This is a genomic window from Gordonia jinghuaiqii, assembly GCF_014041935.1.
Lineage (GTDB): Bacteria > Actinomycetota > Actinomycetes > Mycobacteriales > Mycobacteriaceae > Gordonia > Gordonia jinghuaiqii.
In genome coordinates, this window is record NZ_CP059491.1 from 823,988 (window position 1) to 843,938 (window position 19,951).

Annotated in this window: 18 protein-coding genes; 9 read left to right on the forward strand and 9 right to left on the reverse strand. The window is 67.8% G+C overall.

The window, feature by feature from the left end; genetic code table 11:
* Positions 1–206 precede the first annotated feature (206 nt).
* The 3 genes from H1R19_RS03650 to H1R19_RS03660 all read left to right on the forward strand — a co-directional run bounded on the left by H1R19_RS03650 (position 207) and on the right by H1R19_RS03660 (position 4,597).
* Entirely contained in the window at positions 207–2,753 is a 2,547-nt protein-coding gene (locus H1R19_RS03650) for an ATP-dependent Clp protease ATP-binding subunit (RefSeq protein ID WP_219850593.1), read from the forward strand.
* An 89-nt stretch (positions 2,754–2,842) separates the two neighbouring features.
* Positions 2,843–3,757: an enoyl-CoA hydratase-related protein gene (locus tag H1R19_RS03655; protein WP_219850594.1), complete on the forward strand. Its 915-nt coding sequence runs from the start codon at positions 2,843–2,845 to the stop codon at positions 3,755–3,757.
* A gap of 342 nt (positions 3,758–4,099) precedes the next feature.
* Complete coding sequence (locus H1R19_RS03660) at positions 4,100–4,597, forward strand: HNH endonuclease (protein ID WP_188329472.1); 498 nt, start codon at positions 4,100–4,102, stop codon at positions 4,595–4,597.
* Between the two features lie 112 nt (positions 4,598–4,709).
* On the opposite strand, the gene H1R19_RS03665 is transcribed toward H1R19_RS03660, so the two are convergent.
* Positions 4,710–5,378, reverse strand: coding sequence for a DUF305 domain-containing protein (locus tag H1R19_RS03665; protein ID WP_219850595.1), 669 nt, complete (start codon positions 5,376–5,378; stop codon positions 4,710–4,712).
* Positions 5,375–6,853 (reverse strand): LVIVD repeat-containing protein, encoded by a 1,479-nt coding sequence (locus H1R19_RS03670; RefSeq protein ID WP_219851513.1) that lies wholly within the window; start codon positions 6,851–6,853, stop codon positions 5,375–5,377. Before H1R19_RS03670 ends, H1R19_RS03665 begins: the two co-directional genes overlap by 4 nt.
* Positions 6,854–7,131: 278 nt before the next feature.
* On the opposite strand from H1R19_RS03670, the gene H1R19_RS03675 reads away from it, so the two are divergent.
* A complete protein-coding gene (locus tag H1R19_RS03675) occupies positions 7,132–7,977 on the forward strand; it encodes a 3-hydroxybutyryl-CoA dehydrogenase (RefSeq protein ID WP_219850596.1) in 846 nt (281 codons plus the stop codon).
* A gap of 149 nt (positions 7,978–8,126) precedes the next feature.
* The gene (locus H1R19_RS03680) at positions 8,127–8,981 is read left to right on the forward strand and encodes an oxygenase MpaB family protein (protein ID WP_219850597.1); all 855 of its coding nucleotides are present in this window, start codon (positions 8,127–8,129) and stop codon (positions 8,979–8,981) included.
* On the opposite strand, the gene H1R19_RS03685 is transcribed toward H1R19_RS03680, so the two are convergent.
* Complete coding sequence (locus H1R19_RS03685; protein WP_219850598.1) at positions 8,978–10,273, reverse strand: MFS transporter; 1,296 nt, start codon at positions 10,271–10,273, stop codon at positions 8,978–8,980. The two genes, H1R19_RS03680 and H1R19_RS03685, sit on opposite strands and share 4 nt — an antisense overlap.
* Positions 10,274–10,300: 27 nt before the next feature.
* On the reverse strand, positions 10,301–11,194 hold the full coding sequence (locus tag H1R19_RS03690) for an alpha/beta fold hydrolase (protein ID WP_188329477.1): 894 nt from the start codon (positions 11,192–11,194) through the stop codon (positions 10,301–10,303).
* Between the two features lie 117 nt (positions 11,195–11,311).
* Between H1R19_RS03690 and H1R19_RS03695 the strand changes: the two genes are divergently transcribed.
* A complete protein-coding gene (locus H1R19_RS03695) occupies positions 11,312–12,004 on the forward strand; it encodes an SDR family NAD(P)-dependent oxidoreductase (protein ID WP_219850599.1) in 693 nt (230 codons plus the stop codon).
* A 4-nt stretch (positions 12,005–12,008) separates the two neighbouring features.
* Here the strand turns inward: H1R19_RS03695 and H1R19_RS03700 are convergent, their stop codons facing one another.
* On the reverse strand, positions 12,009–13,406 hold the full coding sequence (locus tag H1R19_RS03700) for an amidohydrolase family protein (protein WP_219850600.1): 1,398 nt from the start codon (positions 13,404–13,406) through the stop codon (positions 12,009–12,011).
* Complete coding sequence (locus H1R19_RS03705; RefSeq protein ID WP_219850601.1) at positions 13,403–14,644, reverse strand: CoA transferase; 1,242 nt, start codon at positions 14,642–14,644, stop codon at positions 13,403–13,405. Before H1R19_RS03705 ends, H1R19_RS03700 begins: the two co-directional genes overlap by 4 nt.
* A gap of 48 nt (positions 14,645–14,692) precedes the next feature.
* On the opposite strand from H1R19_RS03705, the gene H1R19_RS03710 reads away from it, so the two are divergent.
* The 3 genes from H1R19_RS03710 to H1R19_RS03720 all read left to right on the forward strand — a co-directional run bounded on the left by H1R19_RS03710 (position 14,693) and on the right by H1R19_RS03720 (position 17,530).
* Entirely contained in the window at positions 14,693–15,793 is a 1,101-nt protein-coding gene (locus H1R19_RS03710) for an enoyl-CoA hydratase/isomerase family protein (protein WP_219850602.1), read from the forward strand.
* 150 nt (positions 15,794–15,943) lie between these two features.
* Entirely contained in the window at positions 15,944–16,708 is a 765-nt protein-coding gene (locus tag H1R19_RS03715) for a crotonase/enoyl-CoA hydratase family protein (RefSeq protein ID WP_219850603.1), read from the forward strand.
* 51 nt (positions 16,709–16,759) lie between these two features.
* Positions 16,760–17,530: an SDR family NAD(P)-dependent oxidoreductase gene (locus tag H1R19_RS03720; RefSeq protein ID WP_219850604.1), complete on the forward strand. Its 771-nt coding sequence runs from the start codon at positions 16,760–16,762 to the stop codon at positions 17,528–17,530.
* Between the two features lie 85 nt (positions 17,531–17,615).
* Here the strand turns inward: H1R19_RS03720 and H1R19_RS03725 are convergent, their stop codons facing one another.
* The 3 genes from H1R19_RS03725 to kstR all read right to left on the reverse strand — a co-directional run bounded on the left by H1R19_RS03725 (position 17,616) and on the right by kstR (position 19,848).
* Entirely contained in the window at positions 17,616–18,083 is a 468-nt protein-coding gene (locus H1R19_RS03725; protein WP_219850605.1) for a MaoC/PaaZ C-terminal domain-containing protein, read from the reverse strand.
* Positions 18,080–19,090: an alpha/beta hydrolase gene (locus H1R19_RS03730; protein WP_188329485.1), complete on the reverse strand. Its 1,011-nt coding sequence runs from the start codon at positions 19,088–19,090 to the stop codon at positions 18,080–18,082. Before H1R19_RS03730 ends, H1R19_RS03725 begins: the two co-directional genes overlap by 4 nt.
* Before the next feature lie 104 nt (positions 19,091–19,194).
* Positions 19,195–19,848: a cholesterol catabolism transcriptional regulator KstR gene (kstR, locus tag H1R19_RS03735; protein ID WP_188329486.1), complete on the reverse strand. Its 654-nt coding sequence runs from the start codon at positions 19,846–19,848 to the stop codon at positions 19,195–19,197.
* Positions 19,849–19,951: the final 103 nt, after the last annotated feature.

The following is a 19,951-nucleotide window of genomic DNA, read 5'->3' on the forward strand; positions in this document are numbered from 1 at the left end:
CCTCCCCGGCCAGCGGAGTTGTACAGTGCACATCCCCGCCGCAGCAGTGGATCCGTGCACCGTGCACGGGCGTTAACTGCAGGTGCACCCAAGGCGACCTCTAGAGTGGAAGCAGGCTGGTCGTCGTCCATCCGCACCAGGTGTCCCACCGGGACATCGACGTGGTCCTCGTGGCGGCCGGGGCGCTAGCAATGTGAGGGAGAACAATGTTCGAACGGTTCACCGACCGCGCGCGACGGGTTGTGGTTCTGGCCCAAGAAGAAGCGCGGATGCTCAACCACAACTACATCGGTACCGAGCACATCCTCCTCGGCCTCATCCACGAGGGCGAGGGCGTGGCCGCCAAGGCGCTCGAGTCGCTCGGGATCTCCTTGGAAGGTGTCCGCAGCCAGGTCGAGGAGATCATCGGCCAGGGCCAGCAGGCGCCGTCGGGGCACATCCCGTTCACCCCGCGTGCCAAGAAGGTGCTGGAGCTCTCGCTGCGCGAGGCCCTGCAGCTCGGCCACAACTACATCGGCACCGAGCACATCCTCCTCGGCCTCATCCGCGAGGGCGAGGGCGTCGCCGCCCAGGTCCTGGTGAAGCTGGGCGCCGACCTCAACCGCGTCCGCCAGCAGGTCATCCAGCTGCTGAGCGGTTATCAGGGCAAGGAGCCGCAGGAGGCGGGTACCGGGGGTCGCAGCAGCGAATCCGGCACGCCGTCGACCTCGCTGGTCCTCGACCAGTTCGGCCGCAACCTGACCGCAGCCGCCGGCGAGGGCAAACTCGACCCGGTCATCGGCCGGGAGAAGGAAATCGAGCGGGTCATGCAGGTCCTGAGCCGCCGCACCAAGAACAACCCGGTGCTCATCGGTGAGCCCGGTGTGGGCAAGACCGCCGTCGTCGAAGGTCTTGCGCAGGCCATCGTCAACGGCCAGGTCCCCGAGACACTCAAGGACAAGCAGCTCTACACCCTCGATCTGGGTTCCCTGGTCGCGGGCAGCCGCTACCGCGGTGACTTCGAGGAACGCCTGAAGAAGGTCCTCAAGGAGATCAACACCCGCGGCGACATCATCCTGTTCATCGACGAGCTGCACACGCTCGTCGGCGCGGGTGCGGCCGAGGGCGCGATCGACGCCGCCAGCATCCTCAAGCCGAAGCTGGCCCGCGGTGAGCTGCAGACCATCGGTGCCACCACCCTCGACGAGTACCGCAAGTACATCGAGAAGGATGCCGCACTCGAGCGCCGCTTCCAGCCGGTGCAGGTCGGCGAGCCGTCGGTCGAGCACACCATCGAGATCCTCAAGGGTCTGCGCGACCGCTACGAGTCGCATCACCGCGTCTCGATCACCGACGGCGCGCTGGTGGCGGCCGCGACGCTGGCCGATCGATACATCAACGACCGCTTCCTGCCGGACAAGGCGATCGACCTCATCGACGAGGCCGGTGCGCGCATGCGTATCCGCCGGATGACCGCGCCGCCAGACCTGCGTGAGTTCGACGACCGGATCGCCGACGCCCGCAAGGAGAAGGAAAGCGCGATCGACGCGCAGGACTTCGAGAAGGCCGCCAGCCTCCGCGACAAGGAGAAGCAGCTGGTCGCCGAGCGTGCCGAGCGCGAAAAGCAGTGGCGCAGTGGCGACATGGACGTCGTGGCCGAGGTCGACGACGAGCAGATCGCCGAGGTCCTGGGCAACTGGACCGGTATCCCGGTGTTCAAGCTCACCGAGGAGGAGACCACCCGTCTGCTCCGCATGGAGGACGAGCTGCACAAGCGGATCATCGGGCAGCACGAGGCGGTCAAGTCGGTCTCCAAGGCCATCCGGCGTACCCGTGCCGGCCTGAAGGATCCGAAGCGTCCGTCGGGCTCATTCATCTTCGCCGGCCCGTCCGGTGTCGGTAAGACCGAGCTGTCCAAGGCGCTGGCCAACTTCCTGTTCGGCGAGGACGACGCACTCATCCAGATCGACATGGGCGAGTTCCACGACCGCTTCACCGCTTCACGTCTGTTCGGTGCGCCTCCCGGCTACGTCGGCTACGAAGAGGGCGGCCAGCTCACCGAGAAGGTGCGTCGCAAGCCGTTCTCGGTGGTGCTGTTCGACGAGATCGAGAAGGCCCACACGGAGATCTACAACACCCTGTTGCAGGTCCTCGAGGACGGCCGTCTCACCGACGGTCAGGGTCGTACGGTCGACTTCAAGAACACCGTGCTGATCTTCACCTCGAACCTCGGTACCAGCGACATCTCCAAGGCCGTCGGGATGGGCTTCTCCTCGAGTGACGACACCAAGTCGAACTACGACCGGATGAAGCAGAAGGTCAATGACGAGCTGAAGAAGCACTTCCGCCCCGAGTTCCTCAACCGCATCGACGACATCGTCGTGTTCCACCAGCTCACGCGCGACGAGATCATCCAGATGGTCGACCTCATGCTGACCCGTGTGGAAGGTGCGCTGCGGAACAAGGACATGGCTCTCGAGGTGACCGACCGCGCGAAGTCGCTGCTGGCCAAGCGTGGTTTCGATCCGGTACTGGGTGCACGCCCGCTGCGTCGCACCATCCAGCGCGAGATCGAGGACCAGTTGTCGGAGAAGATCCTGTTCGGCGACATCGCTGCCGGGCAGATCGTCCTCGTCGACGTGGAGAACTGGGACGGCGAGGGTGAGGGCGACGACGCCAAGTTCACCTTCACCGGTTCGGAGCGGCCCCGCATGGTGCCCGAGGCTCCGGTCGAACTGTCCAAGGCAGGCGACGGCGGTTCGGACGCGAGCTGACCTGACTGAACCGACAACGGCGGCGTCACCCGAGATGGGTGGCGCCGCCGTTGTTCGTTTCTGGCGTAGCGCCGGATAGCATCGCGAGTGTGACGAGCGATACATCAGCGGTCGGCCGTAAGGCGACGCAGGACGAGCCCACCATCACCGTCGAGCGAGACGGGGAGATCGCGATCTTCCGCCTCAACCGGCCCGATCGCCTGAACGCGTTCACCGTGCAGATGGGTGAGGAGCTGCGCGCCGCGTTCGACGAGACCGACGCCGACGACACCGTGCGCGCGGTGGTGCTCACCGGTACCGGACGAGCATTCTGCGCCGGTGCCGACCTCGAGGCAGGGGGATCGACGTTCGACGCGTCGTCGTCGGCGCCGGGAGCGGAGCGAGCGGGCCGGGAAACCACGGTCGAATCCGACGAGATCCCCGCCGACGAGGGCGGCAAGCTCACGTTGCGGATGTTCGCCTCCCTGAAGCCGATCGTGGTGGCGGTGAACGGACCGTCGGCCGGTGTCGGCGTGACGATGACGCTGCCCGCCGACGTCCGGATCGCCTCCGAGGATGCGAAGTTCGGCTTCGTCTTCGCAGCTCGCGGGCTGGTCCCGGAGGCCGCGTCGAGCTGGTTCCTGCCGCGCCTCGTCGGGCTGCCGACCGCCCTGCAGTGGACGATCGGCGCCAAGATGGTGCCCGTCGCCGAAGCCCATGAACGTGGTCTCATCCAGCAGGTCGTGCCCAAGGACAAGGTGGTCGAGACCGCGATCGCCGTCGCGCGGGAGATGACCGCCAACAGTGCGCCCGTCTCGGCGGCCCTCACCCGGCAGCTGCTCTGGCGAATGGCCGGCGCACCCAGCCCACTCGACGCCCATCACGCCGACTCCCGCGCGATCTTCCATCGCGGACAGTCCGGTGACACCTACGAGGGCGTGATGTCGTTTCTGGAGAAGCGGCCCGCAACCTATCCCAACACCGTGTCGGCCGATCTGCCCGACATCTTCGACGATCAGCCCTGAGGCCCCCGGGCGGGGATCTCACGCCGAGAGACGATGAAAAAGTCGTGCAAACAGCCCGTGTGAACTGGGTGAACTTCCGAACACGCCGCACATAAACGGTGGCAGGTCCCCCGGAGCGCGGTTATCGTGGCGAAAGAGCAGGCCAGATCACGAGAGGAGGTGACGCAGATGTCGATGGGAAGCAGGGCATTCGCTTGCGAGTGGCGGATGACCGAATTCGACTGCCGGTACGGGTCAGAAACCCACGGCGGATCGGAACCGATCACATCGCGCGTCACCAGTTCCTGAGGTCGTGAACCTCGATGGTCGGCGCGTTCACTCGCCACGCATCGAGGAGCTGTCATGACCATCTTTGTCACCAACGCCGGACTGCAGATCCTGGCGCGCGTCACATGGCGTCGTGCCGCGGTCCTGTTGACCACCGAGGTCGCGCGCAACGTCGAGGGCACCCCGTTGGTGCGCGTCGTCCATTCCCCGACGGTGTCGTTGCCGATCCACAAGGTGGTGGCGATCAAGCGGGACGCCTACCGGCCGTTCGCGGGGAAGACGATGGACTCCTACGCATCCAACGCGACGATCCTGCGGCGTGACCAATGGATCTGCGCCTATTGCGATGGTCCCGCCGACACCGTCGACCACATCGTGCCCGTGTCGCAGGGCGGGCCCAGCACCTTCGGTAACCAGGTCGCGGCGTGCAAGTCCTGCAACGGTTTCAAGGCCGACCGCACGCCGCGCAAGGCGGGGATGGCGATGCGGCATGCGCCGTTCGTGTACGACCCGTGGGCCGTGGACCAGAAAGAGGTCTGGGAGATGTTCACCCTGCATCGCCAGACCGACTAGCCGTCGCCGCCGCGACCTCCGGTGGACTTCGGCTCGACTGGCAGACGTCGATCGACGTCTGGGCGTCGGAGGCGAGGTCCATCGGAGGCGCTGACGCACCGTCGACGTCCGGTCAGGTCGGCAGGGGCCCGGCGCCGCGGTCCTTCAGGAGGATCAGCATCTGCCCGATCTCGTTGCCCTGGTCGCCGATCATCGCCAGGGCCAGTTGCTTCGTCGCCGGCCCGGCCCGATCGTCGTTGTAGGCGGCCTGAGCCATGGACAGTCCGCCCTGATGATGACGGATCATCAACTGCAGGAACAGTTTCTCGGCGTCGAGGCCGACGAGAGTGGTCAGGCGTCCGAGTTCGTCGATGCTCGCCAACCCGGGCATCGGTGGACGATCGCCCTGCGGGGGACGGTCGGCATGATGGCCGTGGGAGTCGGTCGGCATCCAGGACATGGGTGAGTCGGAGCTCATGGGGTGCCCGAAGAACTGCAGCCACCCACGCATCGTGGCGGCCTCTGCGGTTTGGGCCACGAGGATCTTGTCCGCGAGCCCACGGATCTCGGGGTCCACCCCGGGCGCGGCGACGATGCTGCGGGCCATCAGGATCGCCTGGTCGTGGTGGGTCGACATGTCCTGGGCGAAACCGATGTCGGCGGGGTTCATCGCCTTCGCGTCGTCGTGCGGAGACAGCGGAGACCAGGCCGATCCCACGACGACGCCGATGGCGAGCAGCAGTACGGCCACCGAGGCGGCCCCCGCCATCCGGAGCCACGCAGGTGGGAGTCGGCCACTCATCCGAGGAAGGAGTTCTGGTCGGGCGGTGGGGTGTAGGCGCTCGGGCTGAGTTCGAGCGCGTAGAACCCGCCGTCCGAGCATGTGGTGAAGATCTTGTCGCCGTGGAACTCCGGCGGGGAGAAACACCAGTCGGTCGACATGTCACCGCCGACCACCATGCCGATCCGGGGACCGACCATCTCATGCAGCTTGGCCCGACCGTTCACGAGAGCCATACCGAGACTGAAGAATTCGATGGCCGGGACGCCGACCGCGGACCCCAGCACGTGGGGGGAGTTGGGGCGGCTCACGACCGTGGAGCCCTTCTGGGCGGGCGGGTTGTAATATGCGATCTCCCTGACCGTCGAGAGGTCCCTGATGTCGAAGACCCGGATACCCGAGGACTCCCATGCGCACGCCAGCGCGGTGGGATCGACCTGGCGGTCCACCGCACAGTAGTGCGGGTTGCTGCCGAAGACCGAACCACCCATCGACGACCGGAACTGGGTGTCGAGGTGTTCGGGGAGATTGATCTCCAGTTTGAGTTGGGCTGCGTAGCGCGGCTTGTTCACACGCGTCACGTCGAAGATCTTGACGCCGCCCGAGCCTCCCTCGTCGGCGGTGATGACGTGCGGGCGGCCGCGGTAGGTGATCGGGATCGAGTGCTGGTTGATCTGACCGTCGGGCCACAGGTACGCGGCGACATGCGGGACGTGCGGATACGGCGCCCGGCGCTGTACCGCGCTGATGTCGAGGACGGTGATGCCTGCCATGTTCGACAGGTACATCCGGTTGCCGTCCGGGGTGATCCCGAAGCCGTGGCCGATGAAGCTGTGCAGGCCTTGCCAGATGACGCGCGGATTCCGTGGATCGGAGACGTCGATGGCGCTGAGGTGACCGGGGGACAGGCCCGACGCCCAGTAGGTGCGGCCGTCTGGTGACCAGCCGCCCTCGTGCGAGGTGAACGGAATCGGGTAGGCGAGCCCGCCGCCCCGGGCGTTGAGGAGCCTGGGGCGGGCACAGTCGGAGATGTCGTAGACCGCGAAGAATCCTGCGCCCCAGAGCAACGGCACGCCGGTCGCGGCGAGGAGCTTGCGTTTCTTGTTGACCTTCAACGTCTCCCAGGTGCCGCCGCGCATGGCGGTGTCGGTGAGCGATCCGACCACTCGCGGCTTCCGCGGATCCTTGGCGTCGATCACCTGGACACCGGGCTGGGGGACGAAGTTGTTGCCCGGGAAGAGGCTTCCCGTGTAACTGCAGTGTTCGAAGGAGGCCGACACGATGCCGCCGCCGGCGCCGGTCACATTCCCGAGCTTCGTCAGGTTGCAGTGGTAGCCACGAGTGCTACGCCCGGACAGGCGGTCTTCGGCGCTGACGTCGCCCTGCAGTCCGGGTTCGGGACGTGACCCCGGACCGCACTCCGCCTTAGGGACCGACACCTCGGAGATGTCGGGAAAGTAGTGGGTGGCTGCGTTCGCGGGTGCGCCCACCGTCATCGACGAGACGAGCGTCGCGCCCGCTACGAGGCACGTCGCCACGCGCATCCGACGTCTGAGTGTCCCTCGGCGCGACATCGTCATCGAAGTCCTCCCGATAGTGATCTGAGTCACGCTAACCGGCGGATTGAGACGATGTCGCGAATTCGTCGAAACCTCCTCCCGTCCGCGAGGGCGCGGTCCGCGGGGTCGGCGTCGCCGTTGTCGGCGGACCACCGGATTCGCGTGCGCGGCGAGGAGGCTACCGTTTGTCTGACAACTCGAATCGGAGGTTCACTGTGCAACAGATCGGCGTCATCGGCGGAGGCACCATGGGAGCGGGCATCGCGGAGGTGTGCGCCAAAGCCGGCAGCGATGTCGTCATCGTCGAGGTCAAACAGGAGTTCGCCGACGCCGCGCGGTCACGGGTGGAGAAGTCCCTGGCCAAGGCTGTGAGCAGGAACAAGCTCGAGCAGGCCGACGCCGACGCGGCACTCGGTCGTCTGCGGGTCACCACCGACTACGCCGACCTCGCCGACCGCGAACTCGTCATCGAGGCCGCACCCGAGATCGAGGAGCTCAAGCGGAAGATCTTCGCCGACCTCGAGGAGGCGACCGGCCCGAACACCATTCTCGCGACCAACACGTCGTCGATCCCGATCATCAAGGTCGCGACGGCCACCACGACCCCCGAGCGGGTCGTGGGCGTCCACTTCTTCAACCCCGTGCCGGTGATGCCGCTCGTCGAGATCATCTCAACGCTGACCACCGCCCCCGAGACCGCCGACGCGGTGACCGCCTACGTCAAGGACGCCCTGGGCAAGAATCCGGTCAACGCCGGTGACCGGTCGGGCTTCATCGTCAACGCGTTGCTCATCCCGTACCTGTGCCAGGCCATCCGTATGTACGACTCCGGATACGCCTCCGCGGAGGACATCGACACGGCGATGAAGGGCGGGTGCGGCTACCCGATGGGCCCACTGACGCTGCTCGACACGATCGGTCTCGACGTGACGCTGTCAGCGGCGAATTCGCTGTACGAGGAGTTCGCCGAACCGCACCTCGCGCCGCCGGCCCTGCTGCGTCGCATGGTCGACGCCGGTCGCCTCGGCCGCAAGACCGGGCGCGGCTTCTACACCTATTGATCCGCGTGCGCTGACCCGCTTGCGGGACGCATGTACCGCTCCTCGGGGAACCTCCCCGGGGAGCGGATTGCGTCTTTTGCCGACCGCGGCGGTTGGAAGCCACTAGCCTGAGACCCATCAGGCAACATTCGTTATCAGATGGGGTGGGGATGACGCAGCGCGAGAACCGCATGTCGCGGGTGGAGATGGACAACCTGGACAGCAGCTTTTTCGCGCGGTCGCTGCTGTCGATGGGGCAGACGATGAGCACGACCAACGTCATCATGCAGCTCGCCAACCCCGCAGTCGGGTACGGCGTCGCGCGCAGCAAGGTCGAGAACGGGCGACTGGACCTGCATCCGATCAAGCGCGCGCGGACCACCGCGTCGTACCTCGCCGTCGCGATGATGGGCAACGCCGACGACCGCCGCCGCTACCGGCAGGCCGTCAACGGTCAGCACGCACAGGTCCGCTCAGAACCGGACAGCCCGGTCGAGTACAACGCGATGAATCCGGAGCTCCAGCTGTGGGTCGCGGCCTGCCTGTACTTCGGCTGGGAGGACATCTACGAGCGTGTCCACGGGCCACTCGCCGGTCACGACCGGGAGCGGTTCTATCAGCAGGGCATGGTCTGCGGCACCACGCTGCAGATGCCCGCCGAGGCGTGGCCCGCGACCCGCGACGAGTTCACCGCGTATTGGGACGACCAGGTGTCGCGCATCGAGATCAGCGACGAGATCAGGGATTTTCTGCTCGACATCGCCAATTTCGGCTATGCGCCCGAATGGGTCCAGGGGAAGTACGGGCCGGTCAAACTGCGACGAACCGTCGGCTATCTACCTCAGCCGTTCCGGGACGCACTCCGCGTGGAGTGGACCGAGGAGGACCAGCGGTGGTTCGACGCCTACGTCGCGCAGCTCGTCGAGCAGGAACGACGCAAGCCACTGCGGTTGTCCCAGATCGGCTTTCGCCTGCTCCTGTGGGACGTCCGTCTGCGGAGCCGGCTGGGTCGTCCGCTCGTCTAACGGGTCGCGGCAGTGCGGGCCTGGGTGTGGCGATGCACCAGCAAGGCCATCAACGCCGCGACCAGACACGCGGCTGCCCCGACGGCGAGGCCGACACGGGCGCTGGTCGCTTCGATGATCGCGCCGATGATCGGGCCGCCGATCGGTGTCGACCCCATGAACGCGACCGACCACAACGCCATCACCCGGCCCCGCATCTGTGGGTCGGCGTTGAGTTGGAGGGTGGCGTTCCCCGTGGACATGAATGTGACGCTGAGCCAGCCCACCAGGAACAGGGCGCAGATGACCGTCGGCAGATTCGGGGCCAAGGCCGCCACCGCGAGCGTGACACCGAAACCGATGGCGGCCAGGGTGAGTGGGCGCAGGCCGGTGGTGCCGCGGGCGGCGACCACCAGCCCACCGAACACCGCACCGACCCCCATGGCCGACGTCATGAAGCCCAATGCCTGGGGACCACCGTCGAAGACGAAATCCGCGGCCGCAGGCAACGTGACCGGGAAGTTGTAGGCGAAACACCCGACGAGCGCCATGGTGGCGAGCGGAATCCACAATGCGGGGTTGCCTCGCACGTATGTCAGCCCCTCGCGCAGCTGGCCTTTGGCGCGGGCGACCGGTGATTCCGGGGTGATCCGCGATGCATCGAGGGCTACGAGCGAGGCGATCACGGCGACAAAACTCAGGGCATTGATCGTGAAGCACCAGCCGGCGCCGACCAGCGTGAGGATGATGCCGGCCACGGCCGGACCGACGGCACGTGCCGCGTTCATCAGCACCGAGTTCAAGGTGACGGCGTTGCGGATGAGGTCCATGCCGACGATCTGATGGATGAAGGCCTGGCGGGCGGGTTGTTCGAATGCATGACCGAGGCCGAGGAGAACCGCGAGGATCCCCACGTGCCACACCTGCACCACACCGGCGAGGGTGATGGCGGCGAGTATCGCCGCCAGTAGTCCCATCATGGCCTGCACGGCGATCAGGAGGCGACGACGGTCGACGCGATCGGCGATCACTCCCGCGTACGGGCCGATGAGCAGCACCGGCAGGGCCTGCAGCGCGACGACCAGTCCGAGGACGGACGCCGATCCACTCAGTGACAACACCAGCCAGGCCTGTGCGGTGGCCTGCATCCACGATCCGGTCATCGACACGGCCATGCCGCCGTAGTAGATCCGGTAATTGGCGTTGCGCAGCGACGCGAATGTGTCGCTGCGTCCGGGTCGGGAGGGGGTCGGTGACGGTCCTCGTTCCCGGGAGCCGGTGTCGCTGATCTCGGGAGTCCGGTCGTCGGTCATCGACGACCATGTTAGGCGGGTGGCGTCTCAGGCCTGCCGGAGGTCGAGCCGATCGGACTGCTCGCGGAGCACCTCGTCGAGCACAGCCATCAGTTCCAGGGGTTGCTCGAGCGGGATGTGATGGCCGGCGTCGGATAACTCGACGATCCGTGGCGGGGCGTCGAGGTCGGCTCCGAGCTGCCGCGCCATCTCGGCCGTCATCACACCGTGTTCGCCGTACACCACCGACAGCCGGCAGGTGCGGGGCGGGCGGGGTGGGAGGTCGACGATCTCGTCGGCGAAGCCGCGGTCGAACTTCCACCGCCACCCGTGCTCGTCGCGGACGACCGAGTGCTCGGCCACGTGGTCTTTCGCGTACCCGAGACTCGCATGGTCGGGGACGAGGCGATATCGCTGAAGTGCCGCCTCCTTCGACGGGTAGTGCTTGTCTGCGCGGGAGATCCCGTCGCGGTGGTTGCGCTGGATCTCGTCGAGGCCGGCGGCGTCGACGATGTGGGAATCGACGACCATCAGGTCGCCGACGAGGCCTGGGTGGTCGAGCGACGCCCGGATGCCGGCGAGGCCACCGAGGCTGTGTCCGACGAGAACTGCGTTCTCCTGCGCGCGGCCGGCGGCAGCGACCGCGGCGATCTCGTCCGCCCACGCCGCCAGGCTGTAGGACGTCCGCCAGCCGCTGTCGCCGTGGCCCGACAGGTCGAGAGCGACGACCCGGCGGACGGGTGCGAAGCGGGGCGCGATGTGATCCCACCAGCCGGAGTGCGCGGCTCCGCCGTGCACGAGGAGAAGGCCGGGTGCGCCGGGTTCACCCCAGCAGCGGTAGGTGATGCGGGCTCCGTCGACCGTGACCGAGGCGAAGTCGGGCGGCGTGGCCACTGCATCGCGGAACCATTCCGGTGCATCGGCGGTGGTGTTCGCGGTCATCGGCGCTGTGGTTTCCAATCGGTGAGATCAATACAGACATTCAACCAACTACAGTAGTGTCAGCGGCGCGGCAGGCGGGCGTCGTGCCGGTGAGCAGCACAAACGGGATGGAGTGCGATGACGGGGACAGTGATCGTGTCGGGTGGAACCGGCGGACTCGGGTCCGCGGTCACCGCGAAGCTGCTCGACGACGGGTGGCGCGTGGTGGTGCCGTGGGTCGCCGAAGACGAGCTGACCCGCCTGCCGGACTCCGACCGGCTCGTCACCCTGCGTGCCGACCTCTTCGACGAGGAGTCGGTCGGTGAGGTGGTGGCCGCGGCGGCGTCCGACGCGGCCGCCCCGGTGACCGCGGTCGTCAACCTGGTGGGCGGATTCGCGATGGGGGAGCGTGTCGACGCCACCCCGATCGCCGAGTTCGAGCGGTTGCTGCAACTCAATCTCCGGCCCCTGTATCTGCTGTCCGCCGCGGCGATACCGACACTCATCGAGTCCGGTGGCGGTTCGATCGTCGGGGTGTCGGCGAAGGCGGCGTTCGCGCCCTTCTCCGGCGCGGCCGGGTACATCACCTCGAAAGCCGCTGTGTGGGCGTTCATCAGCGCGCTCGCCGCCGAGTACAAGGGGGACGGCATCAGGGCCAACGCGATCCTGCCGTCGGTGATCGACACCCCGGGCAACCGCGAGAGTCAGCCGGACTCGTCGCGTTCGGGCTGGGTGTCGCCGGAAACCATCGCGCAGACGATCGCCTTCCTGGTCTCCGACGCCTCGAGTGCGGTGACCGGCGCGCAGGTCCCGGTGCCCGGCGTCGGCTGAGAGTTCACCGCCGGTAGGTGATGCGGCCGCCGATCATCGTGCAGCGCACCGACTCCGATCCGGTGTCCAACGCCTTCTGCAGCGGTCTGTCGAGCAGTACGACATCGGCGGGGCGTCCCGGGGTCACGGTGCGCGGCGCCGATCCGGGTGCGTCCAACGGCGCGAGACAGCGCTCCAGAGCGGTTGCCCGATCGATCCGTTCGGCACGCCCCGCGACGCGCCCGCCGGGGGTCATCCGGGTCGCCGCGGCGGCGATCACCGTCCACGGGTCGAGCGGCCCGTATGGGGCGTCACTCGACAGTGTCAGTGGAACTCGCTGCCGCACAAGTGATCCGCAGCGGTAGAGGTCCGGCACATCGGATGCGGAGAGACGGTCGAGGAAGTCGTCGCCGCGATCGGTGAGAAAGCCGGGCTGGGTGATCACGGGCAGCCGGCGTCTGCTCAGCTCGTTCACCGTCTCCGGCGCGATGATCGCGCCGTGTTCGACGCGGTCGTCAGGGTGGGCGCCCACCTCGTCGATGGCGGCGAGCAGCAGGAGCAGCGACTCGCGCGTCACGCAATGGACGGCGACCCCGCGCCCGCGGTCGTGTACCGCACGAATTCGGTCACACAACCACGGGAAATCGGGGAGGCCTGAATCGGCCAGCACGATCTTGTACGGCCCCACCGTCACCGTCGGCGGTAGGTCCGTGACGGTGTCCGGCCCGACGCCGAGGAGGTGGAGGCGCTGGGGCACATCGCCGTTGCGATGCGCGGCGACGAGGTGGTCCAGGGTGTCCCCGGGAAGATCGGGCGTGGCGTCGGTGACGCCGGTGATCCCGAACCGCGCCAGGGTCTCGCCGACCGGCCTCAGATCGGGTGGGTGCCCGTCACCGACGCGCGATCGCAGCCAGGTGTCGGCACGCCACACCCGGCCGGTGGGTTTGCCCGCGGCGTCGCGCTCGATGCCGGGATGGTCGCCCGACGCCAGGCCCGCCGCGTCGACCGCCGCGGAGTTGAGAAACCATACCGCCCCGCTGCGATGCTGGAGCCGAACGGGACGGCGACCGTGGAGCCGATCGAGGGCAACCGAATCGAGCAGCCCGGCAACCGTTTCCACGTATCCGATACCGCGAATCCAGCCCGAATCGCGGGTGGGGGCCGTATCCAGTGCGGCGGCGAGCTCATCCGGACTCGTGACATGCGGTGGGCCGCACCGCACCGACGCCGACGCGGCCGCGAGCGCATGCAGGTGGAGATGGTGGTCGTGGAGGCCGGGGATCAGTGCACCGCCGGCCCCGTCGATGACCGCGGCGTCCCGCGACCGCAGCGACTCGCCGACGGCGCTGATGATCCCGTCGTCGACGGCGACATCCCGGATGCCCTCGGGCAGAGACACCTCGCGAAACACCAGGCGGGTCACCGGGACATCCCCAGCCCCGCGAGCACCGCCGAGGTGTCGCGCCCCGGCGGCGGGGCGTCGGAGGTCGGGAGCCGTAGCGTGGGACGCGCCAGTTCGATCGGCCCGGAATCGTAGTCGGAGTGGGTGATCCAGCGGTGTCCGTCTCGACGAGCCGTGGGTGCGGGTTCATCGTCGAGGGTCGCGGCCACCGTCGCGCGCATCGACACGTCCCACAGTGCGCCGGCTGATCCGGTCTCACACATCGCGAGAGCCGCGGCGGTCAGCCCGGACAGCGGATCGGCGATCGCGTCTCCGACGAACATCGGCCCGGCGACATCTTCGGCGACCAGTCCCGCCGAGGCGGCGACGTCGTCACCGAAACCGATGCGGTCAGAACCGCGACCCGCGGCGGTGATGGAGACCCAGGTGGTGCCGCCTGCCACGAATTCCGCACTGTCCAGCCCGAATCCGCGCAGGGCCCGCGGGCGTGACGCCTCGATCACGATGTCGGCGGCCTCGACGAGACGGTGTAGCGCAGCGCGTTCGGCGGGCACCGCAGGATCCAGGACCACCGACTCGTGCCCCCCGTGGAGCAGTCGGTAGAAGTCGGCGTTCCCGCGGCGGGCGCCGTCGAGGCGTTGCGGTGTCTCGACCTTGACCACCCGTGCACCGGCCAGGCCGAGGAGATGGGCGCAGAGCGGGCCGGCCCACAGCGCACTGAAGTCGACGACGAGCATGCCCTCGACCGATCGGGGGGTTCCGCGCGGCAGCAATGCACCCTGTGCGGCCGCGGGGACGTCGCCGGCGGCGGCGACACCACCGCCGGCGACGCCCAGCAACCTCGCGCGTTCGTCGAACTCGGCACGGGAGTGTCCGCCCACCCAGTCCTCGAGCGCCGGCCACGGGTCGTCACCGACCGTGCGCTGCGCCAGGGCGCCCAGCAGGGCGGGGTCGTCGGGCCGGGCACAACTCACCGCGACCCACCCGTCGGCGGCCGGCAGCAGACGACCGGACCCGCCCGGGGAGATGACGCCGCTGCGACGGTGCCCGGTGTGCGCCGCCCGCTCCCCCAGAAGCGCGGCGCCGTCGACCCGCACGGCGCCGTCGGCGGCCAGGTGTATCCAGTCGGCGAGTTCGCGGGCCCGCACAGCTGCGGTGCCGGGCGGGATGAGAGGCGGCCCGTCGGGCCTACCGGTGAGGTGGGGAATCCCGCTGTCCGCCCAGGCGCGCACCGGGTCACGGGACGCGTCGCTGGGCACGGGCGAAATGCTACCGTCCGCTCCGACACGCTCAGGAGGTTCACCGCCATGGACACGCGCCGCATCTCGATCGCCGAACTGGCCGATGCCCCGGTCATCTCCGGAGGCGACCTGCTCGGCGACCATGCGGTGATCGCCCGGCCCGTGACCCTCGTGGACCTCGACACCGGCGCGGCGTCGACCGCCGCGGACATCGCCCGAGCCGCCGGCCGTGCATCGGCGTCGGACACCATCCTGGTCGGGTGTGCTCGCAGCCCGATCCAGGGCGCGCTGACCCCCCTGCTGGAGGCTCTCGACGTCGCCTACGCCCCGGCAGCCGGACATCGGGCCGTGGTCGGGGTCTCGGCCGACGATGTGGACGCCTCGGTGGCCGCCTTCGTCGAGGCAGCCGCGCGGTGCCCGCAGGCCTCCCTGGTGGCAGCCCAGGTGCTGCGGGTCGCCGAGCCGCTCGACCCGGTACCCGCGATCGATGTCGAATCCCTGGCGTACTCGACGTTGCAGGGCGGCGCCGAGTTCGGCCGGTGGCTCGACGAACGTCGCGCCAAGGGGCGGTCCCTCCCGCCGCCGCCCGCAGCCGACCCCGTCCTCCTCGAGCGGGGTCTCAGCGACAAAGACGGGGTCGGGAGCGTCCGGGACACCTTGCGCATCACCCTGAACCGTCCGGAGCGGCGCAACGCCTACGGGACGGCATTGCGCGATGCCCTCGTCGAGGCACTCAGGATCGCGATCCTCGACGACACCGTCGACCACGTCATCCTCGCCGGCGCCGGCGCCTCGTTCTGCGCCGGCGGTGACCTCGACGAGTTCGGTCACATGCCCGACGCGGCGACCGCTCACCTCATCCGCACGCGCGGCGGTGCCGGTCGGCTGGTCGCGGCGATGTCCGATCGCATCGAGGCCCGGCTGCACGGCCACTGCGTGGGTGCCGGGATCGAGATCCCTGCCTTCGCGGGTCATGTTGTCGCGGAGGCGAACACACGAATCCGGCTGCCCGAGGTGTCGATGGGGCTGATCCCGGGGGCCGGCGGCACGGTGAGCGTTCCGCGACGAATCGGCCGGTGGCGGGCCCTGCATCTGTTCGTGACCGGTGCCGAGATCGATGCGACGCAGGCGCTGTCGTGGGGGCTCGTCGACGCGATCGGGGGTTGACGGGCGAGGCGCGGGGAAACGGACCTGTCTCATCCAGTTAACTCATTTCGACCATTCGAGGCGTTCCGAGTCTCTACGATCACACCTGAGCTGCGACGCCCCGCGCGTTGCGCAGCGATCGTCGTGTCGTCGAGTGAGGGGTAGTGGTCCATGTCGGACGCAGCAGTTCTCGTGGAGCGTCGTGAGCGCATCCTGGTCATCACGATCAACCGTCCGCAGGCGCGGAACGCGATCAACCATGAGGTGAGTCAGGCGCTCGCCGATGCGATGGACGAGCTCGACGACAGTCCCGAGCTGTCGGTCGCCATCCTCACCGGCGCGGGCGGGAACTTCTGTGCCGGTATGGATCTGAAGGCGTTCGCGGCCGGAGAGCCGGTGGCGATCGAGGGGCGCGGTCTGGGGTTCACGCAGAAGCCCCCGGCCAAGCCGGTCATCGCGGCCGTCGAGGGATTCGCCCTCGCCGGCGGTACCGAACTGGTGTTGGCCACCGACCTCGTCGTGGCGTCGAAGTCGGCGAAGTTCGGCATCCCCGAGGTGAAACGCGGCCTGGTCGCCGGTGCGGGCGGACTCTTGCGCCTGCCCAAGAAGATCCCGTACCAGAAGGCACTCGAACTGGCTCTCACCGGTGACAACTTCACCGCCGAAGAGGCAGCCGGCTGGGGCTTCGTCAACATCCTCACCGATGAGGGCGGGGCGCTCGACGGTGCGCTGGCACTGGCCGAACGGATCACCGAGAACGGGCCGCTGGCCGTCGCGGTGACCAAGCGCATCATCGCCGAGTCCGAATCGTGGAGCGACGACGAGAAGTGGGACCGCCAGGGGGAATTGCTGGTTCCCGTCTTCACCTCCAAGGATGCGATCGAGGGCGCCCGCGCGTTCGCCGAGAAGCGCAAGCCCGAATGGACCGGCGCCTGAGTTCGCCGCCGACACCAGCAGTCACCCACCAAATCGATTCGAGGAGAACAGATGTCTTTTGACGGTGAAGTCGCACTGGTCACCGGTGGCGCGGGCGGCCTGGGAGCCGCGACCGTGCGTCGTCTGCACGCGGCGGGGGCGGCGGTCGTCATCGCCGACCTCGCCGACGAACCGGCCAAGAAGCTCGCTGACGAGCTCGGCGAGCGGGTGATCTACGCCCGCACCGATGTCCTGGACGACGATTCGGTCAACCAGGCGCTGCAGCAGGCGAGTGGTCTCGGTCAGCTGCGTTACGCGGTGATCGCGCACGGCGGCTTCGGTGTGGCCAAGAAGGTCGTCAACCGCGACGGCTCGCCCCATCCCATGAAGGGTTTCACCGACACCATCAACCTGTATCTGACGGGCACATACAACGTCCTGCGTCTCACCGCGGCCGAGCTCGCCGCCGGGGCACCGAAGGAATCGGGGGAGCGCGGCGCGATCGTGATGACCAGCTCGATAGCGGGCTATGAGGGCCAGATCGGGCAGACGTCGTACGCGGCCGCGAAGGCCGGGGTGATGGGTCTGACGTTGTCGGGTGCCCGCGATCTCGGATCGGTCGGCGTGCGCCTCAACACGATTGCGCCCGGCACGATGCGGACGCCGACCATGGAGTCGATGGGCGAGGACGCCCTCGGGAAGTTCGCGGCCGGCGTGCCCTTCCCCAAGCGGCTCGGCCTGCCCGACGAGTTCGCCGCGCTCGCCCAGCATCTGCTGGAGAACACCTACATCAACGGCGAGATCATCCGGCTCGACGGGGCGCAGCGCTTTCAGCCGCGCTGAAACATGTGAACGGTCAGCCGCGCTGAAACATCCGCACGGTCAGCCGCGCCGAACATGTGTGCACCGTCAGCCGCGCTGAGGTGCGTCAGTCCTCGGTACGGTCGGGTCGCGCGTGGACGTATGCCTCGACCACGGTGCGCATCACCGGCTTTCCGTCGGTGTTGCGCAGTTCCGCCGAGGAGGTGACCAACGCGCGGTTACGGTCGTCGAAGTCGATCGCGTCGATGACCGTCGAACCGGTGAGGGTGTCGCCGGGCCGGACCGGACGCAGAAAGACCACGTCGCCCAGCCGTTTTCCGGCGATCACCCGCCACTTCACGAGCACCCCGGTGACGGCGAGCCTCTGGTAGATCGACATCGTGTGCAGTCCGCTCGCGATGAGGCCGCCGTAGACGCCTTTCTCGGCGGCGGCCTTGTCCACGTGGAAGTCCTGGGGATCCCACTGGCGTGCGAAGCCGAGGAGTTCGTCCTCGGTGACGTGGTGTGTGCCGAACTCGAAGACCTGTCCCACCGCGAGATCGTCGGCCCACAGCTTGTCCGGGTCGTCGCTCACCTCAGGTCTGCGGCGATCATCGGCCAGGTCGTCTCGAGGTCGCGCTCCCAGTAACCCCACGAATGGGTTCCGGTGGGGCGCAGGGACACATGATGCGGGACCTTGAGCGCTTTCATCCGCGCCACCATCTGCTTGGTGCACTCGTTGACCGCGGCCTCGATGATGCCGCCGATGACCATCTGGTTGGCCAGCGTTGCGGGATCGCCCTGGACGAGCGGTGCCTCGAGGCGATCGAACATGCCCGGCATGCCGGTGCCGCTGGTCATGTAGACCTTGGTGCCGCGCAACTTGGCCGCATTGATGTACGGGTCGTTGTCGCGCCAGCCCGACGAATTGACCGGGCCCCACATGTTGTTCAGGTTGCCCTGGCCGCGGTCGGCGACGACCATCCGGATGTAGGCCTGTCCCACCGGATCACTTGTACGTGCGCATCCGCTGTAGGCGGCGGCCGAGCGGTACAGCTTCGGTGCGGCGATCGCGAGGTTCAGCACCGAGGTGCCCGCCATCGAGATGCCGGCGATCGCGTTCACGCGGGTCGTGTCGAATTCCTTGTCCACCAGCGGCGGGAGCTCTTTGGTGAGGAAGGTCGTCCATTTGTTGCGGCCCAGCACCGGATCGTCGTGCTGCCAGTCGGTGTAGTACGAGAACGCGCCACCGATGGGTGTGACGACGTTGACCTGCTTGTCGGAGAAGAACTTCGCGTACTGGGTCTTGGCCGCCCAGGTCGCCGAGTCCTCGCCGCCACCCGCGCCGTTCAGCAGGTAGAGGGTGGGACGGGACTTGGTGGTGTCCTTGGGGCGCAGGACGTTGACCGGGATGAGTTTGCGCATAGCGGCCGAGTAGACGATGAGCGTCGACTGCTGTGCGGAGTCATGGATGACGGTGTCGACACGTGCGACATCGGGGTCGGGCTCTGGCTCGGCCAAGGCGGCAGGCGCCCATCCGGTCATCGCGACAGCAACCGCACACCCGACGACACTCAGTCGCCGCAACCAGGAGGATCGCACCTCTAGCCCCTTTACTTAACAATATTCTCAGACTTCACAAACGTAGCCGAGATGTTCGAGGGGGCCCAAGTCGAGACGGCTCTCGTTAGGCAGTTGTGACGTGGCTACTGGGCCCGGTCCTTGAGCAACAGACGGACTGTCAGCTCCAGCCGGTTGGTGACGTCGGTGGCCGAGGCGCGCCGCGTGAGCCACTGGACGAGGTTCGACATCCACACGTCCGAGAGGACACGCGCGATCGCGAGGTCTTCTTCGGTGGGTTCGCCGTCGTCGACGATCGCGCCGGCGAGGAGCCGGTCGATGATCCCGGCGACCTGGTCGACCTCGGCGGTCGCCGAGGCGTCGGCGAACATGAACGCGCGCGTCATCGCCTCGGTGAGAAGCGGATCGCGCTGCATGGCGAAGGTGATCATGTCCAGGACGTGGCGCAGGCGGTCGATGGCGGTGTCGCCCCGCAGTTGTGAGCGATCGACCTTGGTCTCCACCCGTTCGAACTCGCGAGCCAGTGCGGTCACCAGAAGGTGGACCTTCGACGGGAAGTAGCGGTACAGCGTGCCGACCGCGACGTCGGCCTTGTCGGCGACGGTGCGCATCTGGACGGCGTCGTAACCACCCTTGGATGCCAGGGCAAGCGTGGCGTCGAGGATGCGGCGACGCCGTTCGCGCTGTGCGGTGGAACCGGCTTCGGATGACGCGGCGACGGGAGCGGTGGTCCCGTTGGGAGCATCGACCGAGGCATTGCCAGGTGCAGAACGGGCCATGAGCTCGGGCTTCCTCACGTCATCAGTCGTCGGGTGGGTGAAATTCGAGTGGCTACCCGATCCGGAACCACCCATGGCATATTAGAACAGGTTCTAATTATGC

What these genes read in the sequence shown, in the direction of transcription:
- H1R19_RS03660 (WP_188329472.1), top strand. Translation starts at nt 4,100, where the DNA reads ATGACCATCTTTGTCACCAACGCCGGACTGCAGATCCTGGCGCGCGTC.
- H1R19_RS03695 (WP_219850599.1), top strand. Translation starts at nt 11,312, where the DNA reads ATGACGGGGACAGTGATCGTGTCGGGTGGAACCGGCGGACTCGGGTCC.
- H1R19_RS03650 (WP_219850593.1), top strand. Translation starts at nt 207, where the DNA reads ATGTTCGAACGGTTCACCGACCGCGCGCGACGGGTTGTGGTTCTGGCC.
- H1R19_RS03665 (WP_219850595.1), bottom strand. Translation starts at nt 5,378, where the DNA reads ATGAGTGGCCGACTCCCACCTGCGTGGCTCCGGATGGCGGGGGCCGCC.
- H1R19_RS03680 (WP_219850597.1), top strand. Translation starts at nt 8,127, where the DNA reads ATGACGCAGCGCGAGAACCGCATGTCGCGGGTGGAGATGGACAACCTG.
- H1R19_RS03710 (WP_219850602.1), top strand. Translation starts at nt 14,693, where the DNA reads ATGGACACGCGCCGCATCTCGATCGCCGAACTGGCCGATGCCCCGGTC.
- H1R19_RS03685 (WP_219850598.1), bottom strand. Translation starts at nt 10,273, where the DNA reads ATGACCGACGACCGGACTCCCGAGATCAGCGACACCGGCTCCCGGGAA.
- H1R19_RS03715 (WP_219850603.1), top strand. Translation starts at nt 15,944, where the DNA reads ATGTCGGACGCAGCAGTTCTCGTGGAGCGTCGTGAGCGCATCCTGGTC.
- H1R19_RS03670 (WP_219851513.1), bottom strand. Translation starts at nt 6,853, where the DNA reads ATGACGGTGGGCGCACCCGCGAACGCAGCCACCCACTACTTTCCCGAC.
- kstR (WP_188329486.1), bottom strand. Translation starts at nt 19,848, where the DNA reads ATGGCCCGTTCTGCACCTGGCAATGCCTCGGTCGATGCTCCCAACGGG.
- H1R19_RS03720 (WP_219850604.1), top strand. Translation starts at nt 16,760, where the DNA reads ATGTCTTTTGACGGTGAAGTCGCACTGGTCACCGGTGGCGCGGGCGGC.
- H1R19_RS03690 (WP_188329477.1), bottom strand. Translation starts at nt 11,194, where the DNA reads ATGACCGCGAACACCACCGCCGATGCACCGGAATGGTTCCGCGATGCA.